This window comes from Peribacillus sp. NJ4, from assembly GCF_030348345.1.
Classification (GTDB): domain Bacteria; phylum Bacillota; class Bacilli; order Bacillales; family DSM-1321; genus Peribacillus.
In genome coordinates, this window is sequence record NZ_JAUCFQ010000001.1 from 2,058,945 (window position 1) to 2,075,291 (window position 16,347).

Consider the following 16,347-nt stretch of genomic DNA (forward strand, 5'->3'; position numbering starts at 1 on the left):
ATGGCATTGGCCATCCTTTTTTCATTTGAATCAGCTGAAAAATGATTTGATTGCGTCTATTAAACTACTGAATACTTCTTTCAATTTATCCAAGAATGATTGACCCTCTTCGGACTCAAGAAAATTGGATAGCTTATCTTTAGCTGCAGTAAGCTGATCCCCGACAGCGTTCCAATCGATATTCAATTCTTTTAACTTATTGAATAAATCAATTAGACTTTGAACTTGATCATCATTTAAGGCGATTCCAAGTTCTTTTGCTGAAGACTCGACAACCTCGCGGACCTCTTCAGTATTGGCTGGTGGATTTTCAGCCATTTCCTCTTTTATTTTCGTTACTAGTGCAGAGGCTTCCTCTGTACCGATTTCGTCACCCAATTTAGCTGTTTTCACCATTTCTTCATTCGCTGCCTGTTTGACATCTTCCGGAATCTTCTTGTCGGAAGAGATCTCATAGGCTTTAATGACCCCTGTCAAAGCTGCTGTACCGGAAACGGGTATAGGTGCAGTGACATAAACGGTAGCATCTTTTACTCCAGCAGTTGCCAGTGCATTGATATACATTTCATCTGAGACCCAGTTAATGTTTTTCGATTCCAATTTAAGGCCAGTACCTTTTTCCTCCAAAGTAATCGCAGAGGATGAAATCGCTTTTGTACCGATCAGCCGGCTAGCGATATAGTCTCCTAAGTATTCATGTTCCTCCGCATTTTTAACCGTCAGTACCTCAACATCATTAGGGGCTTTCATTTCTGACAAAATCATATTTTTTTGTTCATTTGTCAAATTTTCACCAAGTGTGACGATCATTTCACCAACAGCTGCATCTGCAAAAGCTTTATATGGCAATAATAGACATAATAAAATGGTTACAATGACCCATTTATTCATTTTTTTCATGATAATCCTCCTTAACTTTTCCTGCTGAATTGGAATCTTTCAATAAAAGGGCAGCGCTTTAAAAAAAGATTCATAGTATTTGACGAAACAAAGGATAAAAAAGATACATATATTCCGAAAAATATTTGTATAGCCAAAGATAGCCAAGGTTCTTTCAACGGAGAAAAAGTGATTGCTTCCTTGTATTTTATACCTAAGACCACTCTATGAACCTAAGATTACTTTACCAATGTAGTAAAATCGAAGCAAGATTGCAAGGATATTTGTCAGATTGTGTTAAGTTATAGTAAAATGAATTCGTTATTTAAATATTTGGACCATTCATAAAGGGAGTATGGGATGAGAAAAAGTAATAAAACTCTTTTACTTATGATGCTTATTATCGCTTTGATGTGGGGAATCGTATATTGGCTGTTTATCGCTTAGCACATAGCACATCGATAAATCAAGTGCTGAAAGTGATGTTGAAACGAACGAAGTTTTTATGTATGATGGAAATGTTATATGTGAGGTTTATTATTCAAAGCGAATTATTTGAAACAGGTAGATAATAAAAACGTTATTTAGTAACGAGGGATATTATGTTGATTAAGTATAAGAAAAGTTATGAGAAGTTTGCCATGGGATTATTATCTTTCATGCCAAATGAAAAAGAGATAAAAACGCTTCGGAATACGATGAAGAATTATGAAACGGATGAAAATCTACAGCTGTTCTTATGGAAAGATGAAGAGATTACGGGCTTGATCGGAATAGAAGTCTCTCCAAACCACATTGAGATACAACATATATCTGTAAATCCATCCTTTCGGAAACAAGGTATCGGTAAAACGATGGTCAGGGCCATCAAGGAGCAATATCCTGACAAAGAATTAAAAGCAAATGAGTTTACGGAAAGCTTTCTTGACAGGTGTGAAGAAGTCTGAATATGAAAGTTGAATGGAGGACCACCTTTAAGGGCGGTCCTCCATTCTTGTTTTTCGAAGGGATAGCTGACGATCCCTTTCAGAAATGACATCTGAACGGTCGCGCATTAGATGCTTATCAACTATTGATGAATTAGCCATGTTGCTACCTGCGCCCCATATGTACCCTTCGTGCAAACACATGGATTGGCATTGCTCGATCAACCCTTGATCCGCTATCGGAAGATTAATGCTTTCATATGGCTTTTGGGATAACATTCGTTCATGTGTGTCCTCGAGCATTTTGAACAGTTCTTCTGGATCGAGCCCCAACTTCAGGAGCTCGGCCTTTTTAGTGTGGAGATTTGCCAGGGCTTTAGCCAGGGTCCTTGCAGCCCCTTTTTTGTTTCCCCTGCGATCATGGTACAGGGCAACCGCAATTTGTATGAGCCCGACCCAATGCGAGTCACGCTCTTTTGGAGCGGTTTCCTTCCAATATTCTTCAAGAATTTCATGACATTCGAAGTAATCCCTTGTCCCATGGAAATGGACAAGGAAAGAAAGGTAGTCTTCCGCGTAATTCAATAGGAGCACCCCTTTTGTTTGATGGAATCTCTAATGTAAGGAAAAAAGCCATTTCCATAGCTTAACACCCGCCATGTATGCTCTCTAAGTTTAGCATAGAATTTTTTCTTGGAAAATAAAGAAAGCCGATTGCAAGGCAATCAGCTTGATTCATCAGTCTTCCATTAACACCAAGAAGCACCGACAATAACTAATAAAATGAACAATACTACGATAAACGCGAATCCGCCGCCGTGTCCAAAACCACCTGCACCCATAATGAGTACCTCCTTTGTTCTGCTATTCTTACATTTCTAGGTTATGTTGGATTTTAGAATGTGATTGGGCACCGACCCATTTGTCGCAAATCCCTTTTAAGAACTTTTCTAAGGTCCGTAAATTATTATTATTGGATAAAGGGCGGCAATCCACTATACTTGATTAGTGAAAGAAATAGGCCTATTATCGGCCAATTAGATTTAAATGGGGTAATTTAATGGGTTATAATATAAAAATTGACGCTTTCGAAGGTCCGATGGATTTACTCCTGCATTTGATTAATCGCCTGGAAATAGACATCTACGATATTCCGATGGCTGATATTACAGATCAATACCTAGGGTACATCCATACGATGCAGCACCTGGAATTGGATGTGGCCAGCGAATATCTGGTGATGGCTGCAACACTGCTTGCCATCAAGAGTAAAATGTTGCTGCCAAAACATGAAGATGAACAATTGGTTGATGAAGATGGGGAAATATTTGAAGAAGATCCACGGGATGAGCTTGTGGAGAAACTATTAGAATATAAAAAGTATAAGTATGCAGCTGAAGAATTTAAAGGGATGGAAGAAGAACGCAGCTTGATGTTCACTAAACCCCCAAGTGATTTATCTGTATATGTTAAAGAAGCGGAAAGTGATAAACAAGAGTTGAATATAAGTCTATACGATATGTTGGGAGCTCTGCAAAAACTGCTGCGAAGGCAAAAAATACAAAAGCCGCTTTACACGAAAGTAACGAAACAAGAGATTTCGATAGAAAAACGAATGGATGAAATCATGATTGAGTTACAATCAATTAAAGGGAAGAAAAGTTTCTTTGAACTGTTTTCGCTTCCGGTTAAAGAGCATATCGTCGTCACTTTCATGGCGGTGCTGGAACTTATGAAACTAAATGAAATCATTGTTGAACAGGAAGATAATTTTTCGGAAATCATGATTGCTGCTAAGGAAGGTGTAGAGCCAGTTGGAAGTTATTAATTGGAAAGGGATTCTTGAGGCATTATTGTTTGCTGCTGGAGATGAAGGACTCTCCGTCAAACAAATTGCCTCTGTCCTTGAAATTACGGAATATCAAGCAACGGACATCGTTGAAAGTTTAAAGGAAGAATATTTATCGGATGTACGCGGGATTCAGGTGATTGAAATAGCGGGTGTTTATCAAATGACGACAAAGAAAGAACACTCGGATTACTTGAAAAGACTAGTGGAAACATCAAACACTCAAGGTTTGTCCCAGGCCGCTTTGGAAACACTCGCAATCATTGCCTATAAGCAGCCGATTACCAGAGCTGAAATTGATGAAATTCGCGGTGTCAAAACGGACCGCCCCATCCATACACTTGTCACTAAAGTCTTAATAAAAGAGGTCGGACGTGCTGAAGGGTCCGGCCGGGCTTATTTATATGGGACAACAAAAGAGTTTTTGGATTACTTCGGCCTGAATTCCATTGATGAATTACCGCCGCTCGCCGATAATTCGGATGATAGCTTTGAAAATGGTGAAGCCGATCTGTTTTTTGAAAAATTTCAGCAAACAATCGAATAACATTTTTCTTTAAATTGTGATAATATAGAAAAAAATGAATGCGGGGGGATTGCGGGTGCGAATTGTAGCATGCAATGGATTTGGGCTTGAAAAAGAAAAGCCAAATTCGCCGGAGGAATTTTTTAACCGATCCGTTATTGAATACATAAAGGATGGAGAAGAAAAGACGCTGAATGTACTGTATCTTCGTTATTTTGATGAGATGGTCACTCGTTGGACTCCTTATCCCGCCAATCCGCTATTCAAAAGTTCTAAGAGAGATATTTATATGGCTGATATCATTGCAATGGTCTGTCTGCTCAAAGACCCGAGCCTGGTTAACCGAAAACGTGTATATATAAATGCAGAAAAAGAGCTAGCTGGTTATTTTGAAAATATAGATTTTGAAAAATTGGAGAAAGTGTTTATATCTATTGACCAAGCTAAACCATATGATATAGAGTCACATGTTGACTATTATATTCAATCTTAATCATTTTGAGGAGGGTTCACGGTTGGGGAATACATTGGTTAAATCTCAGCTTGAGGATGTAAAAGGCTTTTTGGAAACGACAGTGGCTCAGCTAGAGGAATTTATAAATGAGACGACCTATACTAAGCTGCAAGAGGAAAAAAGCGGGGATGAAACTTATTATAAAGGGATCCTTTCTAGTTTAAGAAGAATGCTTGTAAGTTGTGAAGAGGGCTTGGAGGCTTGCCAAATCGTTCTGAAAAATGATGTTTTCAATAAAGCTGCAGCTGAAAAGACGCTTTATAGGGTTTATCATCAATGTATCGAAGAATACTTTTCCCCAAAATCGGATCGGTGGTTTGAGGACAGCAGATCTGCCTATACAGGAAAAAACTCGATTAAATTTCACCAAAGTGTGCCAGACAGCATAATAACCATTCTGAAGGCCGTGGAAAGTGGATTCCAGACCATGCGTGAAGAATTGGAGTTTTATGAAACGGATTACCGGACGAAAATGTTACAGTCAAGATAAAGGAAACAGCCAGGCTTAATAGGCCTAGCTGTTTTTTTATTTATAAATGGAATCTCCGCTTAATCGAAACATAGAATACTTTGATGATTATGTGCATGAAGGTTAAGAGGAGGTTGAAAGATGTCTGATGTTAGAGATTATGCTAAAGAGGTAAGTGATTGGGTTGATGGAGTCATGGAATATCTTGAGAAGATCGATATCACCGATTCGTCAGTGTTATCAAATATTGAACGGCTTTCCCAATTGACAAAAGATATGGATGAGGAAGAAATGGATTATGAGGATATGGTCCTGATTGAAGAAGAGATGGCTCAGGTCTATGAAGAAATTGAAGAACTCGCTAGAGAATTCAATATACAGGATAGGCAATCAGTCCCAATTGGGAAGCATACACTTCCGCCGTTACCTTATGCCTATGATGCGTTGGAACCGACGATTTCAAGGGAAATCATGCATCTGCACCATGATAAGCATCATCAAGCATATGTCGATGGGCTGAATAAAGCGGAATTGATGATGAAAAATGCGAGGGAAACGAAAGATTTCTCCTTGTTGAAACATTGGGAAAAGGAAGCAGCCTTTCATGGGTCAGGCCATTATCTCCATACGCTTTTTTGGGAAGTGATGATTCCAGGAGGAGGCGGACAGCCAAAGGGAGATTTACTTAAACAGATTGAAAAGGATTTTGGAAGCTTTGCAGCTTTTAAAAGTCATTTTAGTGAAGCGGCCAAACAGGTAGAAGGTGTTGGCTGGGCGATATTAGTCTGGGCTCCACGTGCGTGGCGGCTAGAAATACTTCAATCGGAATTGCATATGGTTTTGACCCAGTGGGATACGATTCCAATCCTTGTTCTTGATGTATGGGAACATGCTTATTACCTACAATATAAAAATAATCGGGCAGCCTATGTGGACAAATGGTGGGACGTTGTAAACTGGCCGCAAACGGCCGTAAGGTTCACCGAAGCGAAGAAGCTGATTTGGAAAAAACAATAACTGATAAAATATGGGAATATTTAGGATAACCAATTTGAAGATACGAGCCGTGACGGTTCGTATTTTTTTGCTGAAATCCTGTATTAAGAATTTTTTAGGGAAAATATGTCAATGATATAAAAGAATCACCTACCCATTTATTTGCAAACGACTATTGATTCTCATTTGGATATTCTTATTTGATTGAAAAGGGGATGGTATCATCTTTCGAAATAATGAGCATGCGTCTTATTTTAAACCTTGAAATAACATCGGAAATGTGTTAAATATGCTATTTTGAAGTACTATGGGTTTTTAAAAATATTTAATTTATATCAATATAAAAACTGTGACTAATTTGTGAACTTAAAAATTATTAAGGTATATTTATTGACTAGTTTCTATTTAATAATTATTATAAACAGGAGCATATAAAAAAAATAGCTAATTGGAGGAATTTATTATGTCATTGATCAATAAACAAGTAGAAGATTTTAAAGTACAAGCTTACCATGCAGGAGAATTCAAAGAAGTTACACTTGAAGATGTTAAAGGAAAATGGGCAGTATTCTTTTTCTACCCAGCTGACTTCTCATTCGTATGTCCAACTGAATTAGCTGATCTTCAAGATAACTACGAAACATTCAAGGAAATTGGTTGTGAAGTTTACTCAGTATCAACAGATACTCATTTCAGCCACAAAGGATGGGCTGATGCTACTGATACAATCGGTAAAATTCAATATCCGATGTTAGCTGACCCAGCAAACGTTTTATCCCGTCAATTCGGTGTATTGATTGAAGAAGATGGATTGGCTCTACGTGGAACTTTCATTGTAAATCCAGAAGGACAAATTAAAGCATACGAAATTAATGACTTAGGGATTGGCCGTAATGCAGAAGAACTAGTAAGAAAAGTTCAAGCTGCACAATTCGTAGCAGAACACGGAGATAAAGTTTGCCCTGCAAAATGGACTCCAGGTGAAGCTACTCTTGAACCAAGCCTGGACCTTGTAGGTAAACTTTAATTTTTAATGGGATGATCCCTTTCTTCAGTTAAAGGGTACATCCAGCAATTGATTACGATTACTGGGACAATTCGTCCGACAAGATTTAATGACAAAAGGCACTTACCTAAAATAAGTGCCTTTTGTTTTTCAAAATAATCAGTTTAGCAGACATTATCATTCAGCAAGGAGAACAAAAATGAAAAAAATATATGATTTATTAATTATTGGCGGTGGTCCTGCAGGCCTCTCAGCAGGCGTTTATGCAGGAAGAGCTAAATTAAAGACAATTATTCTTGAAAAAGGAACTGGCGGCGGACAAGCTGCAACTACATCGGAAATAGCCAATTATCCTGGTATCCGCCATATATCGGGCCCAAGGTTAGTTGAAGAAATGAAGCTGCAAAATGAAGATTTTGGGGTTGAGTTTGCCAAAGCTGATGTAACGGGCGTGGATTTCTCCGGTGAAGTAAAAGTGGTTAAAACCCTTGGGGGGGACTACCATTCCCGCGCGGTCATCATTGCAACAGGTGCTTCTCCAAGAACACTAGGATTTCCAGGTGAAGAGGAATTTACTGGTCGCGGTGTAGCTTATTGTTCAACATGTGATGGCGAATTCTTTGAAGGGTTGGAAGTTTTCGTTATCGGGGCAGGATATGCAGCCGCAGAAGAAGCTATATTCCTGACCCGCTTTGCTACAAAAGTTACAATCATCGCCCGTGAATCAAGCTTCTCGTGTGCCCCGTCCATTGTTGATAAGGTAATGGCAAATGATAAGATTGAAGTGAAATTCAATACGGAGATCCTTGGGGTATATGGAGATGGGATGATTCAAAGTGCCCGATTCATCAATAACGCGACTAAAGAAGAATTTGAATATAAGGCGAAGGAAGAAGACAGTACATTTGGAGTATTCGTTTTCATAGGTTATGAGCCGAAAACAGAGATTTTCAATGGCCATATCGAAATGGATCATGCGGGTTACATTCTCACCGATGATGATATGAAGACTAATGTGAATGGTGTATATGCGGCAGGCGACCTAAGGCCAAAATCCTTGCGCCAGATTATCACAGCTGTATCTGACGGTGCGATTGCAGCAACGGATGCCGGTAAATATATTGCAGAAGAAAAAGATCGCTTAGGCATTAAAGATGAACCTGAAGTTGAAAAACCGGCCAAAAAAGAACAGGCCGCTGTCCCAGCAGGAAAGAGCGCTTTATTAAGTGATGCGTTACGTGGCCAATTAAAGGGCATCTTCGGCAAGATGGAGAGTGACGTAACATTGGTGTCCATCGTCGATGAAAGTTTGCCGAAATCAGTCGAATTGCGAGACTTCTTGTTGGATGTTGCTGAATTGGGAGACAAGCTTCATCTTGAGTTATACAACAAGGGGGAAAATAAGGAAATCGAAGAAAAAATCAATGCAGATAAGTTCCCTGTCGTTTCCCTCTTAAATTCGAATGGTGAATACAGTGGCGTCAAATACCACGGTGTACCTGGCGGCCATGAGTTGAATTCCTTCATTTTGGCTATCTATAACCTAGCTGGACCTGGTCAAGCATTGGATTCAGTCGTATTGAATTCAATTAAGGGAATCAGTAAAAAAGCGAACATTAAGGTTATGGTTTCATTGGCATGTCACTACTGTCCAGACGTTGTAGTTGGCGCACAGCGCATTGCGATTGAAAACCCTAACGTTGAAGCTGAAATGGTCGATATAAGCAATTTCCAGGAAATTAAGAAGAAATATAAAGTCATGAGCGTGCCGGCCATGATCATCAATGATGAAGAAGTGGTATTCGGCGCTAAGAAAATTGATGAAATCGCAGCGTTATTAGTATGATAGAACACTAAATCGATAGGGGAATGTCCTCCTATCGATTTTTTTATGGGAAATGACCCTTGAAAATCGGTAGATATCATGGCGGTTTACATTCTTTTATTCATAACCCTTGTCCTTTTGCATAAACTTGTACAAAAACAAGTAAAGAGACGAGGGGGCACTCATGCGTTTTCCATATAAAGGGTTATCGAGTTTGTGTATCGTCATTCTCCTGTTGTCTTTTATGGCACCTGTACAAAACGTCAATGCAAATGTAGCTGTAAGTGCCCATAGCGCGATTTTAATGGATGAGGATAGCGGAAGGGTCATTTATGAAGTGAATGCTCATGAAAAGAATCGCATAGCAAGCATTACGAAAATAATGACGGCTATCTTAGCTATTGAATCGGGACAAATGGATGAAACAGTTAAGGTAAGCAGCAATGCCTTCGGGACGGAGGGATCTTCCCTTTATTTAAAAGTGGGAGAAAAGATTAAGCTCGAAGATTTGGTTTATGGCTTGATGCTTCGCTCAGGTAATGATGCAGCAGTCGCAATCAGTGAAAAGGTTGGTGGAAGCCTGGATGGATTCGTCTGGATGATGAATCAAAAGGCAGAAGAAATCGGGATGAAAAATACACATTTTTCAAATCCACATGGTCTGGATAATACGAAAAACCATTATTCAACTGCATATGATATGGCCATACTTACTCGTTATGCCATGCAAAATGAAACGTATGTAAAGATTGCCGGCACTAAGGAGCACAGGGCGCCTAATTCTACAGAACAATGGGATTATGTATGGAAGAACAAAAATCGCCTGCTTACACAATTATATGAGTATTGCACAGGCGGGAAAACAGGGTATACCAAACTAGCAAAACGTACCTTGGTGACGACGGCAACAAAAAAGGAGCATGACCTGATTGCTGTGACATTGAATGGTCCCGATGATTGGAATGATCATATTCAAATGTACGAATCCGCTTTTAAGGATTATAAGCCTACAGAAATTTTACCCGAAGGCATGGTAGAAAATTTGCAAAATAAAATGTATAAAGGGCATGTTTACATTAAAAATGATTTCTCGTACCCACTGACAAAAGAAGAGAGAAAATTGGTCAATGTGAAAATGAAATTATTGAAGCCACAGAAGGCTTGGAAAGATAAAAGGAAAATCCCGGAAGTGGTCGGCAGAGCATCCATCTATCTCGATGGAAAGAAAATAGGAACGCGTTCGATTTTTTATGGGGAATCGAAAGAAAGCTTCAAACAACAATCATTCCAATCTTCATGGGCTGAGGTATTTGAAGCGGTATTGGGAATCGAACGAAATGGTTAATTACATTTGGGTTGGGATGTTTGTGATCGGTATTGTATTCGGCATGATTAATGGGACGATGGATCAGGTCAATGAAGCTCTTTTTGTCAGCGCAAAGGAAGCGGTCACCCTTTGTCTGGGACTGATGAGCATTCTTGTTTTTTGGCTAGGTTTGATGAAAATAGCGGAGGAATCGGGACTGCTTGATAAACTATCCAGCTTGTTCAGGCCATTCATGAGATGGCTGTTCCCTGAAGTGCCGCCTAATCATCCGGCTATGGGGTATATACTTTCGAATATGATGGCAAACACATTCGGTTTGGGGAATGCAGCTACACCTCTTGGCATTAAAGCGATGGAGCAGCTAAAGAAACTGAATGGAGGAAAAGCAACGGTCAGCCGCTCGATGGTCACTTTTTTAGCGATCAATACCTCAAGCGTAACGTTGATTCCAACGACTGTCATTGCGATTCGCATGAATTATGATGCCCAATCCCCTACGGACATCGTTTTTCCAACCATAATAGCTACGGCCATTTCTGCCGTTGGAGGAATCGCGATAGATCGATATTTTTATTACAGGAGAAAGAGAAGCGGGAGGGAATAGGATGTTGCACTGGATGACCACCATTTCAATTTGGATGATACCGATTTTGATCCTCAGTATATTACTGTACGGCACATTGAAAAGAGTCCCCACCTATGAGATGTTCGTCGAGGGGGGGAAAGAAGGGATCAACATGTCCTTTTCCCTCATCCCTTTCCTGGTAGGCATGCTTGTGGCGATTTCAGTATTTAGGGCATCAGGGGCCTTGGAATTCATTGTACAATCACTAAACCCATTGCTTTCCCTTCTTCATTTTCCGTCTGAGGTTTTACCCCTTGCGATTATTCGGCCAATATCCGGAACAGCCGCATTAGGAATGACCAGCGACCTGATATCGGTTTATGGACCGGATTCTTTTGTCGGGCGCTTGGCTGCCACGATTCAGGGAAGTACAGACACCACCTTCTATGTATTGACGGTTTATTTTGGAGCCGTCGGAATCAAAAAAATGGGTGATGCCCTTAAGGTTGGTCTTTTGGCAGACTTGATTGGAATCATAGCCGCCGTTATCGTCGTCACATTAGTATTCGGAATGAATTAAAGGTAAGGAAATGGGCGATTCCATTTCTTTTTTTTTGCCTTTTTTCTTAAACGATCGGTTATGGATAGCTATCAATTTTTATAGGGTTCGAACATTCATCTTAAAGAAACATTTTTTTGTATGGAAAAATAAGCTATGTTACACTCATTATGGAAACCAACCCATTTAACCGCCACATTATTGATAAATTATAAAAGAAAAGCTCTTAATCGCGAAAAACCTTTTGTTTTTGCCTCTCCATATGTAATAATTGTATGATTGTGTATGTATCGACAATAACAAACGAATGATTATATTATGGGGTGAAGATAGATGGAACGATTACAAAAGGTGATAGCACATGCTGGACTGGCTTCCCGCCGTAAAGCAGAAGAGTTGATTTTAGAAGGTAAGGTAAAAGTGAACGGCAAAGTAGTGAAGGAATTAGGTGTGAAGGTGGGTCCTAATGATAAGGTTCAGGTTAATGAAGTCCCGCTTGAAAAAGAAGCTCCTGTTTATTTCCTATTCTATAAACCGCGCGGTGTCATTTCGGCAGTTTCTGATGATAAGAATAGAAAAGTCGTAACGGACTATTTCCCTTACATCAATGAACGGATTTATCCAGTTGGCCGCTTGGATTACGATACTTCGGGTTTGTTGATTTTAACCAATGACGGAGAATTTGCAAACACGTTAATGCATCCTAAGCATGAAGTGGATAAAGTGTATGTGGCAAAAGTGAAAGGGATGCCTTTGCGTGAAAGCTTGAAAAAGTTGGATAAAGGTATCAAATTGGAGGATGGCAAGACTGCCCCAGCCAAGACTAGGGTATTGTCCACCGACAAAAAAAAGGAAACGGCCATAGTTGAAATCACAATACATGAAGGCCGGAACAGGCAAGTCCGCCGGATGTTTGAAGCAATCGGCCATCCCGTCATAAAATTGAAGAGGGAACAATATGGTTTCTTGACATTGGACGGTTTAACAGCAGGAGATTCCCGTGAGCTGACTCCACATGAAGTTAAATTAATGCGGACTTTAGCAACGACCGAACCAAAACAGCGGAGAATGTAAGAAAGAATTTTTCCTGTATTAATAGGTTGAAACCACTACCCCATTTTTCCCCTGGAGGATTGGGTGGTGGAAAACAACCTGTAAATACCTTTCCTTCAATCGGGAAAAGATGTCACAAAACCTTCAGAAATGTAAATAAAATGGACATGGTGTTAAATGGTATAATGGTATGGTTAAATTTAGTGTGGCCTTAGGAGGATCTCTATGGATAAAAAGAAGCGACGCTTAATTATCAGGACCATCATTCTCCTGCTTTTAGGTGCAGCTTTAGTGTTTGCCCTTTATACGAACTTCACTAAAGATAAGAATGAAAGTCTGAGTAAAGGATCCGATGCACCCAATTTCGTTTTGACTGATGTGGAAGGCAAAGAACATAAACTTTCCGATTACAAGGGAAAAGGCGTCTTCCTGAACTTTTGGGGTACATATTGTAAGCCGTGTGAATATGAAATGCCTTATATGGAAAATCAATATAAGAAATTTAAAGACCAGGGCGTTGAGATATTAGCGGTTAATGTCGGGGAATCTGACTATGCTGTCAATAATTTCATCACAAAGCATGATCTTACCTTTCCTGTCATGATCGATAAAGGTAGGGAAGTGGAAAATGCCTATCGCGTGGATATTTTGCCAGTCACCTTTTTGGTTGATAAAGAGGGGAAAGTGATAGATATCATCACCGGAGCTTTGACAGAAGAGAGCATCCAAAAGCATATGGAGAGAATTAAACCATAATATTGGGGAGTTTTTGACATGAAAGAAGTAAAATGCGATTGTGGTCATGTAAATCCATTTGGCACAAAGATTTGTGGGAAATGCGGGATGGTGCTTGGTAACGAAAAAGAAAACAAGCTAATTGATATGCGATATGAAGGAAGTGCAAGGCGTTCACAAACATATAAAAAAACGGTCATCGATAAAATATGGAACTTCTTTTCTTCCGTAAAGGTAGGGGTGACGCTCATTGTCATTGCCTTGGTCGCTTCAGCTATCGGGACGATTTTACCTCAGGAAATGTATATCCCTTCAACGGCGACGCCTGCAGAGCATTATGAACTGGAGTACGGCTGGTTCGGAAAGGTGTATTATGAACTCGGGTTTCATAATTTGTACAGTTCATGGTGGTATTTGATTATCATAGGCATGCTCGGCATATCACTATTGATTGCCAGTATCGATCGGTTCTTTCCCTTATATCGATCGTTAAAAAAACAAGGGGTCACACGTCATGACGGTTTCATGAAACGTCAGAGGATTTTTGGAGTGACAAAGCTTGAAGATCAAGATATAAACCTTGAAGAAGTAAAGAATAGGCTAAAAAGGCAGCGTTATCATATACGAGAGGAAAACGGTCATATACTTGCCGAAAAGGGTCGTTTTTCACGTTGGGGACCTTATGTAAATCATATTGGACTTATCATTTTCTTAATTGGAGCATTATTGCGTTCTGTCCCTGGGATGTATATTGACAAAGTACTTTGGCTGCGTGAAGGCGAAAGAAAAGAAATCCCGGGTACAAATGGTGAATACTACCTCCAGAATAATGAATTTACCTTAGAGGTATATGACAAAGAAAATGAAGAAGATGAACAATACAGTGCTGCAATAGATAAAACCGGTACGATAGCTAAAACCTATCAATCCGATGTAACGCTCTATGAGCGCAAGGGAGAAACCATACCAGGGGAGAAAGTGGACCTTGATAAGCTTAAAGATTATAAAATCAAAGTCAATGAACCTCTGAAACATGATCATTATGCCCTCTACCAAGTAGACTATAAACTGGATGAGCTCAGTACGATGTCTTTTAATTTGATAAATAAAGAAACCGAAGAGAAATATGGCAGCTTAAAGGTTGATTTGAATAATCCTCAAAAGAAATACGAGTTGGATGAAGGTTATTCTGTTGATTTGATCAGTTACTTCCCTGATTTCGAGTTCGATGAAAAAGGTGAACCTAGAACGATATCGAAGATTCCGAATAATCCAGCATTTATCTTTAAAATGCATACTCCGGATAAGCCAGAGGGTGAAGTCAGTTTCGTAGCGATTAAAGAGACTGTGGAGCCTTTAGGGGAAAATACATATAAAATGGCCTTTAATGGTGTGGAAACCCAAGATGTCACGGCTTTGACCGTTAGGAAGGATTTAACGCTTTGGATCCTATTCTCTGGTGGAATCATTTTCATGATAGGTGTTGTCCAAGGCTCATATTGGAATCACCGGCGTATATGGATTAAGAGGAAAGATGATGAGATATTAATGGCCGGCCATACAAACAAAAACTGGCACGGCATTAAAAGAGATATAGGACAAGCGATAGAATCAACATCTCTTTGCGAACCAACGGATCAACTTGAGGAGGAGAAATCTTCTAATAAGGGGGAAGTTTTAAATGGCTGAATTAAGCAGTAACTTTTTATATGCAGCTTTCTTATCATATCTGATCGCTACCTTTTTATTTGGGGGATCGATAAAGGATAAACGTGGAGCGGAGGAAAAGAAACAAAACAAATGGGCTAAACTTGGCATTTTCATCACCATTCTCGGTTTCGCTGCGCAAATTGGGTATTTCATCACTAGATGGATTGCTGCTGGCCATGCCCCGGTAAGTAATCTGTTCGAATTTACGACCTTTTTCGGAATGATGCTGGTCGGTGCTTTCATACTAATTTATTTCCTTTATAAAACACCTGCACTTGGGTTATTCGCTTTACCGATTGCGTTATTGATAATTGCATATGCAAGTATGTTCCCTACAGAAATTTCGCCGCTCATTCCCGCTTTGCAGAGCGATTGGCTTCATATTCATGTAACGACCGCAGCGGCAGGACAGTCGATCCTTGCGATAAGTTTCGTTGCAGCGATCATTTATTTAATCAAATTCGTCGATCAGTCACAAGCAAGCAAAAGAACGTTTTGGCTTGAAGTCATCATGTTCACATTAGTCAGTACCATCGGTTTCGTCATCATCACTTCTACTTTTGCCGCCATGGATTATAAGGCGAATTTTGATTGGGTCGATAAAAAAGGTGTGCCAGCTAAGCAAGAATTTAACCTTCCTGCACTTGTAGGTCCCCATGAAGGGGAACTAACCGAGACGGATCGGTTTGAACCACTGGTGAACATGCCTGCCCTGATCAATGCCAAGAAACTGAATACAGTCATTTGGTCAATCGGTATGGGACTCGTCCTGTATGGTCTAATAAGATTGATTGCCCGTAAAAGAGTGGCAGCATTGATTAAGCCGATCGTTAAAAATGTGAATTTGAATTTATTGGACGAGATTAGTTATCGTTCAGTCCTTATCGGTTTTCCGATCTTTACACTCGGTGCCCTCATTTTTGCAATGATCTGGGCTCAAGTGGCCTGGACACGATTCTGGGGCTGGGATCCGAAAGAAGTCTGGGCTCTGATTACTTGGTTGTTTTATGCGGCCTTTTTACATCTGCGCATGTCAAAGGGGTGGCAAGGGGAAAAATCAGCATGGCTTGCCGTCATCGGTTTTGCCATAATGATATTTAACTTGATATTTGTTAATCTTGTTATTGCTGGTTTGCATTCATATGCTTGATTCTGTATTGTAATAATTAGATGAAGGGGGTCTTTTGATAGAAACGTCGAGGGTTGGATTATCGATTTTTCTAGAGAATGATCCCTTTTTCCATCCTCACTTTATATATGATATTTCAGTGAAATACCCACTATGAATTCACAGAGGAAACGGTTGAGGTCTTTTTTTGTGACAATATGGTGAAAGCTCCATAAAAGCCATGCGAAATTGGCTCATTATCGTACTTTGGGAGGAAAAATTATTAGTCAGGGAAGTTTT

18 protein-coding genes are annotated in these 16,347 nt (G+C 39.8%); 15 read left to right on the plus strand and 3 right to left on the minus strand.

What is annotated here, in order from left to right:
* Positions 1–30: 30 nt before the first annotated feature.
* A complete protein-coding gene (locus tag QUF94_RS10370; RefSeq protein WP_483313683.1) occupies positions 31–891 on the minus strand; it encodes a DUF1002 domain-containing protein in 861 nt (286 codons plus the stop codon).
* A 590-nt stretch (positions 892–1,481) separates the two neighbouring features.
* On the opposite strand from QUF94_RS10370, the gene QUF94_RS10375 reads away from it, so the two are divergent.
* Positions 1,482–1,826: a GNAT family N-acetyltransferase gene (locus tag QUF94_RS10375; RefSeq protein ID WP_289315778.1), complete on the plus strand. Its 345-nt coding sequence runs from the start codon at positions 1,482–1,484 to the stop codon at positions 1,824–1,826.
* A gap of 27 nt (positions 1,827–1,853) precedes the next feature.
* Here the strand turns inward: QUF94_RS10375 and QUF94_RS10380 are convergent, their stop codons facing one another.
* Both QUF94_RS10380 and QUF94_RS10385 read right to left on the minus strand, forming a co-directional pair.
* On the minus strand, positions 1,854–2,390 hold the full coding sequence (locus QUF94_RS10380; RefSeq protein ID WP_289315779.1) for a DUF309 domain-containing protein: 537 nt from the start codon (positions 2,388–2,390) through the stop codon (positions 1,854–1,856).
* A 164-nt stretch (positions 2,391–2,554) separates the two neighbouring features.
* Positions 2,555–2,647, minus strand: coding sequence for a YjcZ family sporulation protein (locus tag QUF94_RS10385; RefSeq protein ID WP_081108854.1), 93 nt, complete (start codon positions 2,645–2,647; stop codon positions 2,555–2,557).
* 218 nt (positions 2,648–2,865) lie between these two features.
* Between QUF94_RS10385 and QUF94_RS10390 the strand changes: the two genes are divergently transcribed.
* The 14 genes from QUF94_RS10390 to ccsB all read left to right on the plus strand — a co-directional run bounded on the left by QUF94_RS10390 (position 2,866) and on the right by ccsB (position 16,089).
* On the plus strand, positions 2,866–3,633 hold the full coding sequence (locus QUF94_RS10390) for a segregation/condensation protein A (protein ID WP_289315780.1): 768 nt from the start codon (positions 2,866–2,868) through the stop codon (positions 3,631–3,633).
* The gene (gene scpB / locus QUF94_RS10395) at positions 3,620–4,201 is read left to right on the plus strand and encodes an SMC-Scp complex subunit ScpB (protein ID WP_289315781.1); all 582 of its coding nucleotides are present in this window, start codon (positions 3,620–3,622) and stop codon (positions 4,199–4,201) included. Before QUF94_RS10390 ends, scpB begins: the two co-directional genes overlap by 14 nt.
* Before the next feature lie 55 nt (positions 4,202–4,256).
* Positions 4,257–4,673, plus strand: coding sequence for a hypothetical protein (locus QUF94_RS10400; RefSeq protein WP_289315782.1), 417 nt, complete (start codon positions 4,257–4,259; stop codon positions 4,671–4,673).
* 22 nt (positions 4,674–4,695) lie between these two features.
* On the plus strand, positions 4,696–5,184 hold the full coding sequence (locus QUF94_RS10405; protein ID WP_289315783.1) for a YpuI family protein: 489 nt from the start codon (positions 4,696–4,698) through the stop codon (positions 5,182–5,184).
* Positions 5,185–5,304: 120 nt separating this feature from the next.
* On the plus strand, positions 5,305–6,180 hold the full coding sequence (locus QUF94_RS10410) for a superoxide dismutase (protein ID WP_289315784.1): 876 nt from the start codon (positions 5,305–5,307) through the stop codon (positions 6,178–6,180).
* 442 nt (positions 6,181–6,622) lie between these two features.
* Complete coding sequence (gene ahpC / locus QUF94_RS10415; protein ID WP_063233159.1) at positions 6,623–7,186, plus strand: alkyl hydroperoxide reductase subunit C; 564 nt, start codon at positions 6,623–6,625, stop codon at positions 7,184–7,186.
* 178 nt (positions 7,187–7,364) lie between these two features.
* Positions 7,365–9,011 carry an FAD-dependent oxidoreductase gene (locus QUF94_RS10420; protein WP_289315785.1) on the plus strand — a complete coding sequence of 549 codons (1,647 nt, stop codon included), beginning with the start codon at positions 7,365–7,367 and terminating at the stop codon, positions 9,009–9,011.
* A gap of 163 nt (positions 9,012–9,174) precedes the next feature.
* Positions 9,175–10,335 (plus strand): D-alanyl-D-alanine carboxypeptidase family protein, encoded by a 1,161-nt coding sequence (locus QUF94_RS10425; RefSeq protein ID WP_289315786.1) that lies wholly within the window; start codon positions 9,175–9,177, stop codon positions 10,333–10,335.
* Positions 10,328–10,921 (plus strand): nucleoside recognition domain-containing protein, encoded by a 594-nt coding sequence (locus tag QUF94_RS10430; protein ID WP_289315787.1) that lies wholly within the window; start codon positions 10,328–10,330, stop codon positions 10,919–10,921. Before QUF94_RS10425 ends, QUF94_RS10430 begins: the two co-directional genes overlap by 8 nt.
* Position 10,922: 1 nt before the next feature.
* On the plus strand, positions 10,923–11,462 hold the full coding sequence (locus QUF94_RS10435; protein WP_289315788.1) for a spore maturation protein: 540 nt from the start codon (positions 10,923–10,925) through the stop codon (positions 11,460–11,462).
* Between the two features lie 312 nt (positions 11,463–11,774).
* A complete protein-coding gene (rluB, locus tag QUF94_RS10440; RefSeq protein WP_289315789.1) occupies positions 11,775–12,515 on the plus strand; it encodes a 23S rRNA pseudouridine(2605) synthase RluB in 741 nt (246 codons plus the stop codon).
* 204 nt (positions 12,516–12,719) lie between these two features.
* Positions 12,720–13,250 carry a thiol-disulfide oxidoreductase ResA gene (gene resA, locus QUF94_RS10445; RefSeq protein WP_289315790.1) on the plus strand — a complete coding sequence of 177 codons (531 nt, stop codon included), beginning with the start codon at positions 12,720–12,722 and terminating at the stop codon, positions 13,248–13,250.
* An 18-nt stretch (positions 13,251–13,268) separates the two neighbouring features.
* Positions 13,269–14,918, plus strand: a complete 1,650-nt coding sequence (gene resB, locus QUF94_RS10450; RefSeq protein ID WP_289315791.1) for a cytochrome c biogenesis protein ResB — start codon at positions 13,269–13,271, stop codon at positions 14,916–14,918.
* Entirely contained in the window at positions 14,911–16,089 is a 1,179-nt protein-coding gene (ccsB, locus tag QUF94_RS10455) for a c-type cytochrome biogenesis protein CcsB (RefSeq protein WP_289315792.1), read from the plus strand. Before resB ends, ccsB begins: the two co-directional genes overlap by 8 nt.
* Positions 16,090–16,347: the final 258 nt, after the last annotated feature.

What these genes read in the sequence shown, in the direction of transcription:
- QUF94_RS10390 (WP_289315780.1), top strand. Translation starts at nt 2,866, where the DNA reads ATGGGTTATAATATAAAAATTGACGCTTTCGAAGGTCCGATGGATTTA.
- QUF94_RS10425 (WP_289315786.1), top strand. Translation starts at nt 9,175, where the DNA reads ATGCGTTTTCCATATAAAGGGTTATCGAGTTTGTGTATCGTCATTCTC.
- QUF94_RS10435 (WP_289315788.1), top strand. Translation starts at nt 10,923, where the DNA reads ATGTTGCACTGGATGACCACCATTTCAATTTGGATGATACCGATTTTG.
- QUF94_RS10375 (WP_289315778.1), top strand. Translation starts at nt 1,482, where the DNA reads ATGTTGATTAAGTATAAGAAAAGTTATGAGAAGTTTGCCATGGGATTA.
- rluB (WP_289315789.1), top strand. Translation starts at nt 11,775, where the DNA reads ATGGAACGATTACAAAAGGTGATAGCACATGCTGGACTGGCTTCCCGC.
- resB (WP_289315791.1), top strand. Translation starts at nt 13,269, where the DNA reads ATGAAAGAAGTAAAATGCGATTGTGGTCATGTAAATCCATTTGGCACA.
- QUF94_RS10420 (WP_289315785.1), top strand. Translation starts at nt 7,365, where the DNA reads ATGAAAAAAATATATGATTTATTAATTATTGGCGGTGGTCCTGCAGGC.
- QUF94_RS10385 (WP_081108854.1), bottom strand. Translation starts at nt 2,647, where the DNA reads ATGGGTGCAGGTGGTTTTGGACACGGCGGCGGATTCGCGTTTATCGTA.
- QUF94_RS10370 (WP_483313683.1), bottom strand. Translation starts at nt 891, where the DNA reads ATGAATAAATGGGTCATTGTAACCATTTTATTATGTCTATTATTGCCA.
- ccsB (WP_289315792.1), top strand. Translation starts at nt 14,911, where the DNA reads ATGGCTGAATTAAGCAGTAACTTTTTATATGCAGCTTTCTTATCATAT.
- QUF94_RS10430 (WP_289315787.1), top strand. Translation starts at nt 10,328, where the DNA reads ATGGTTAATTACATTTGGGTTGGGATGTTTGTGATCGGTATTGTATTC.
- QUF94_RS10410 (WP_289315784.1), top strand. Translation starts at nt 5,305, where the DNA reads ATGTCTGATGTTAGAGATTATGCTAAAGAGGTAAGTGATTGGGTTGAT.
- ahpC (WP_063233159.1), top strand. Translation starts at nt 6,623, where the DNA reads ATGTCATTGATCAATAAACAAGTAGAAGATTTTAAAGTACAAGCTTAC.
- resA (WP_289315790.1), top strand. Translation starts at nt 12,720, where the DNA reads ATGGATAAAAAGAAGCGACGCTTAATTATCAGGACCATCATTCTCCTG.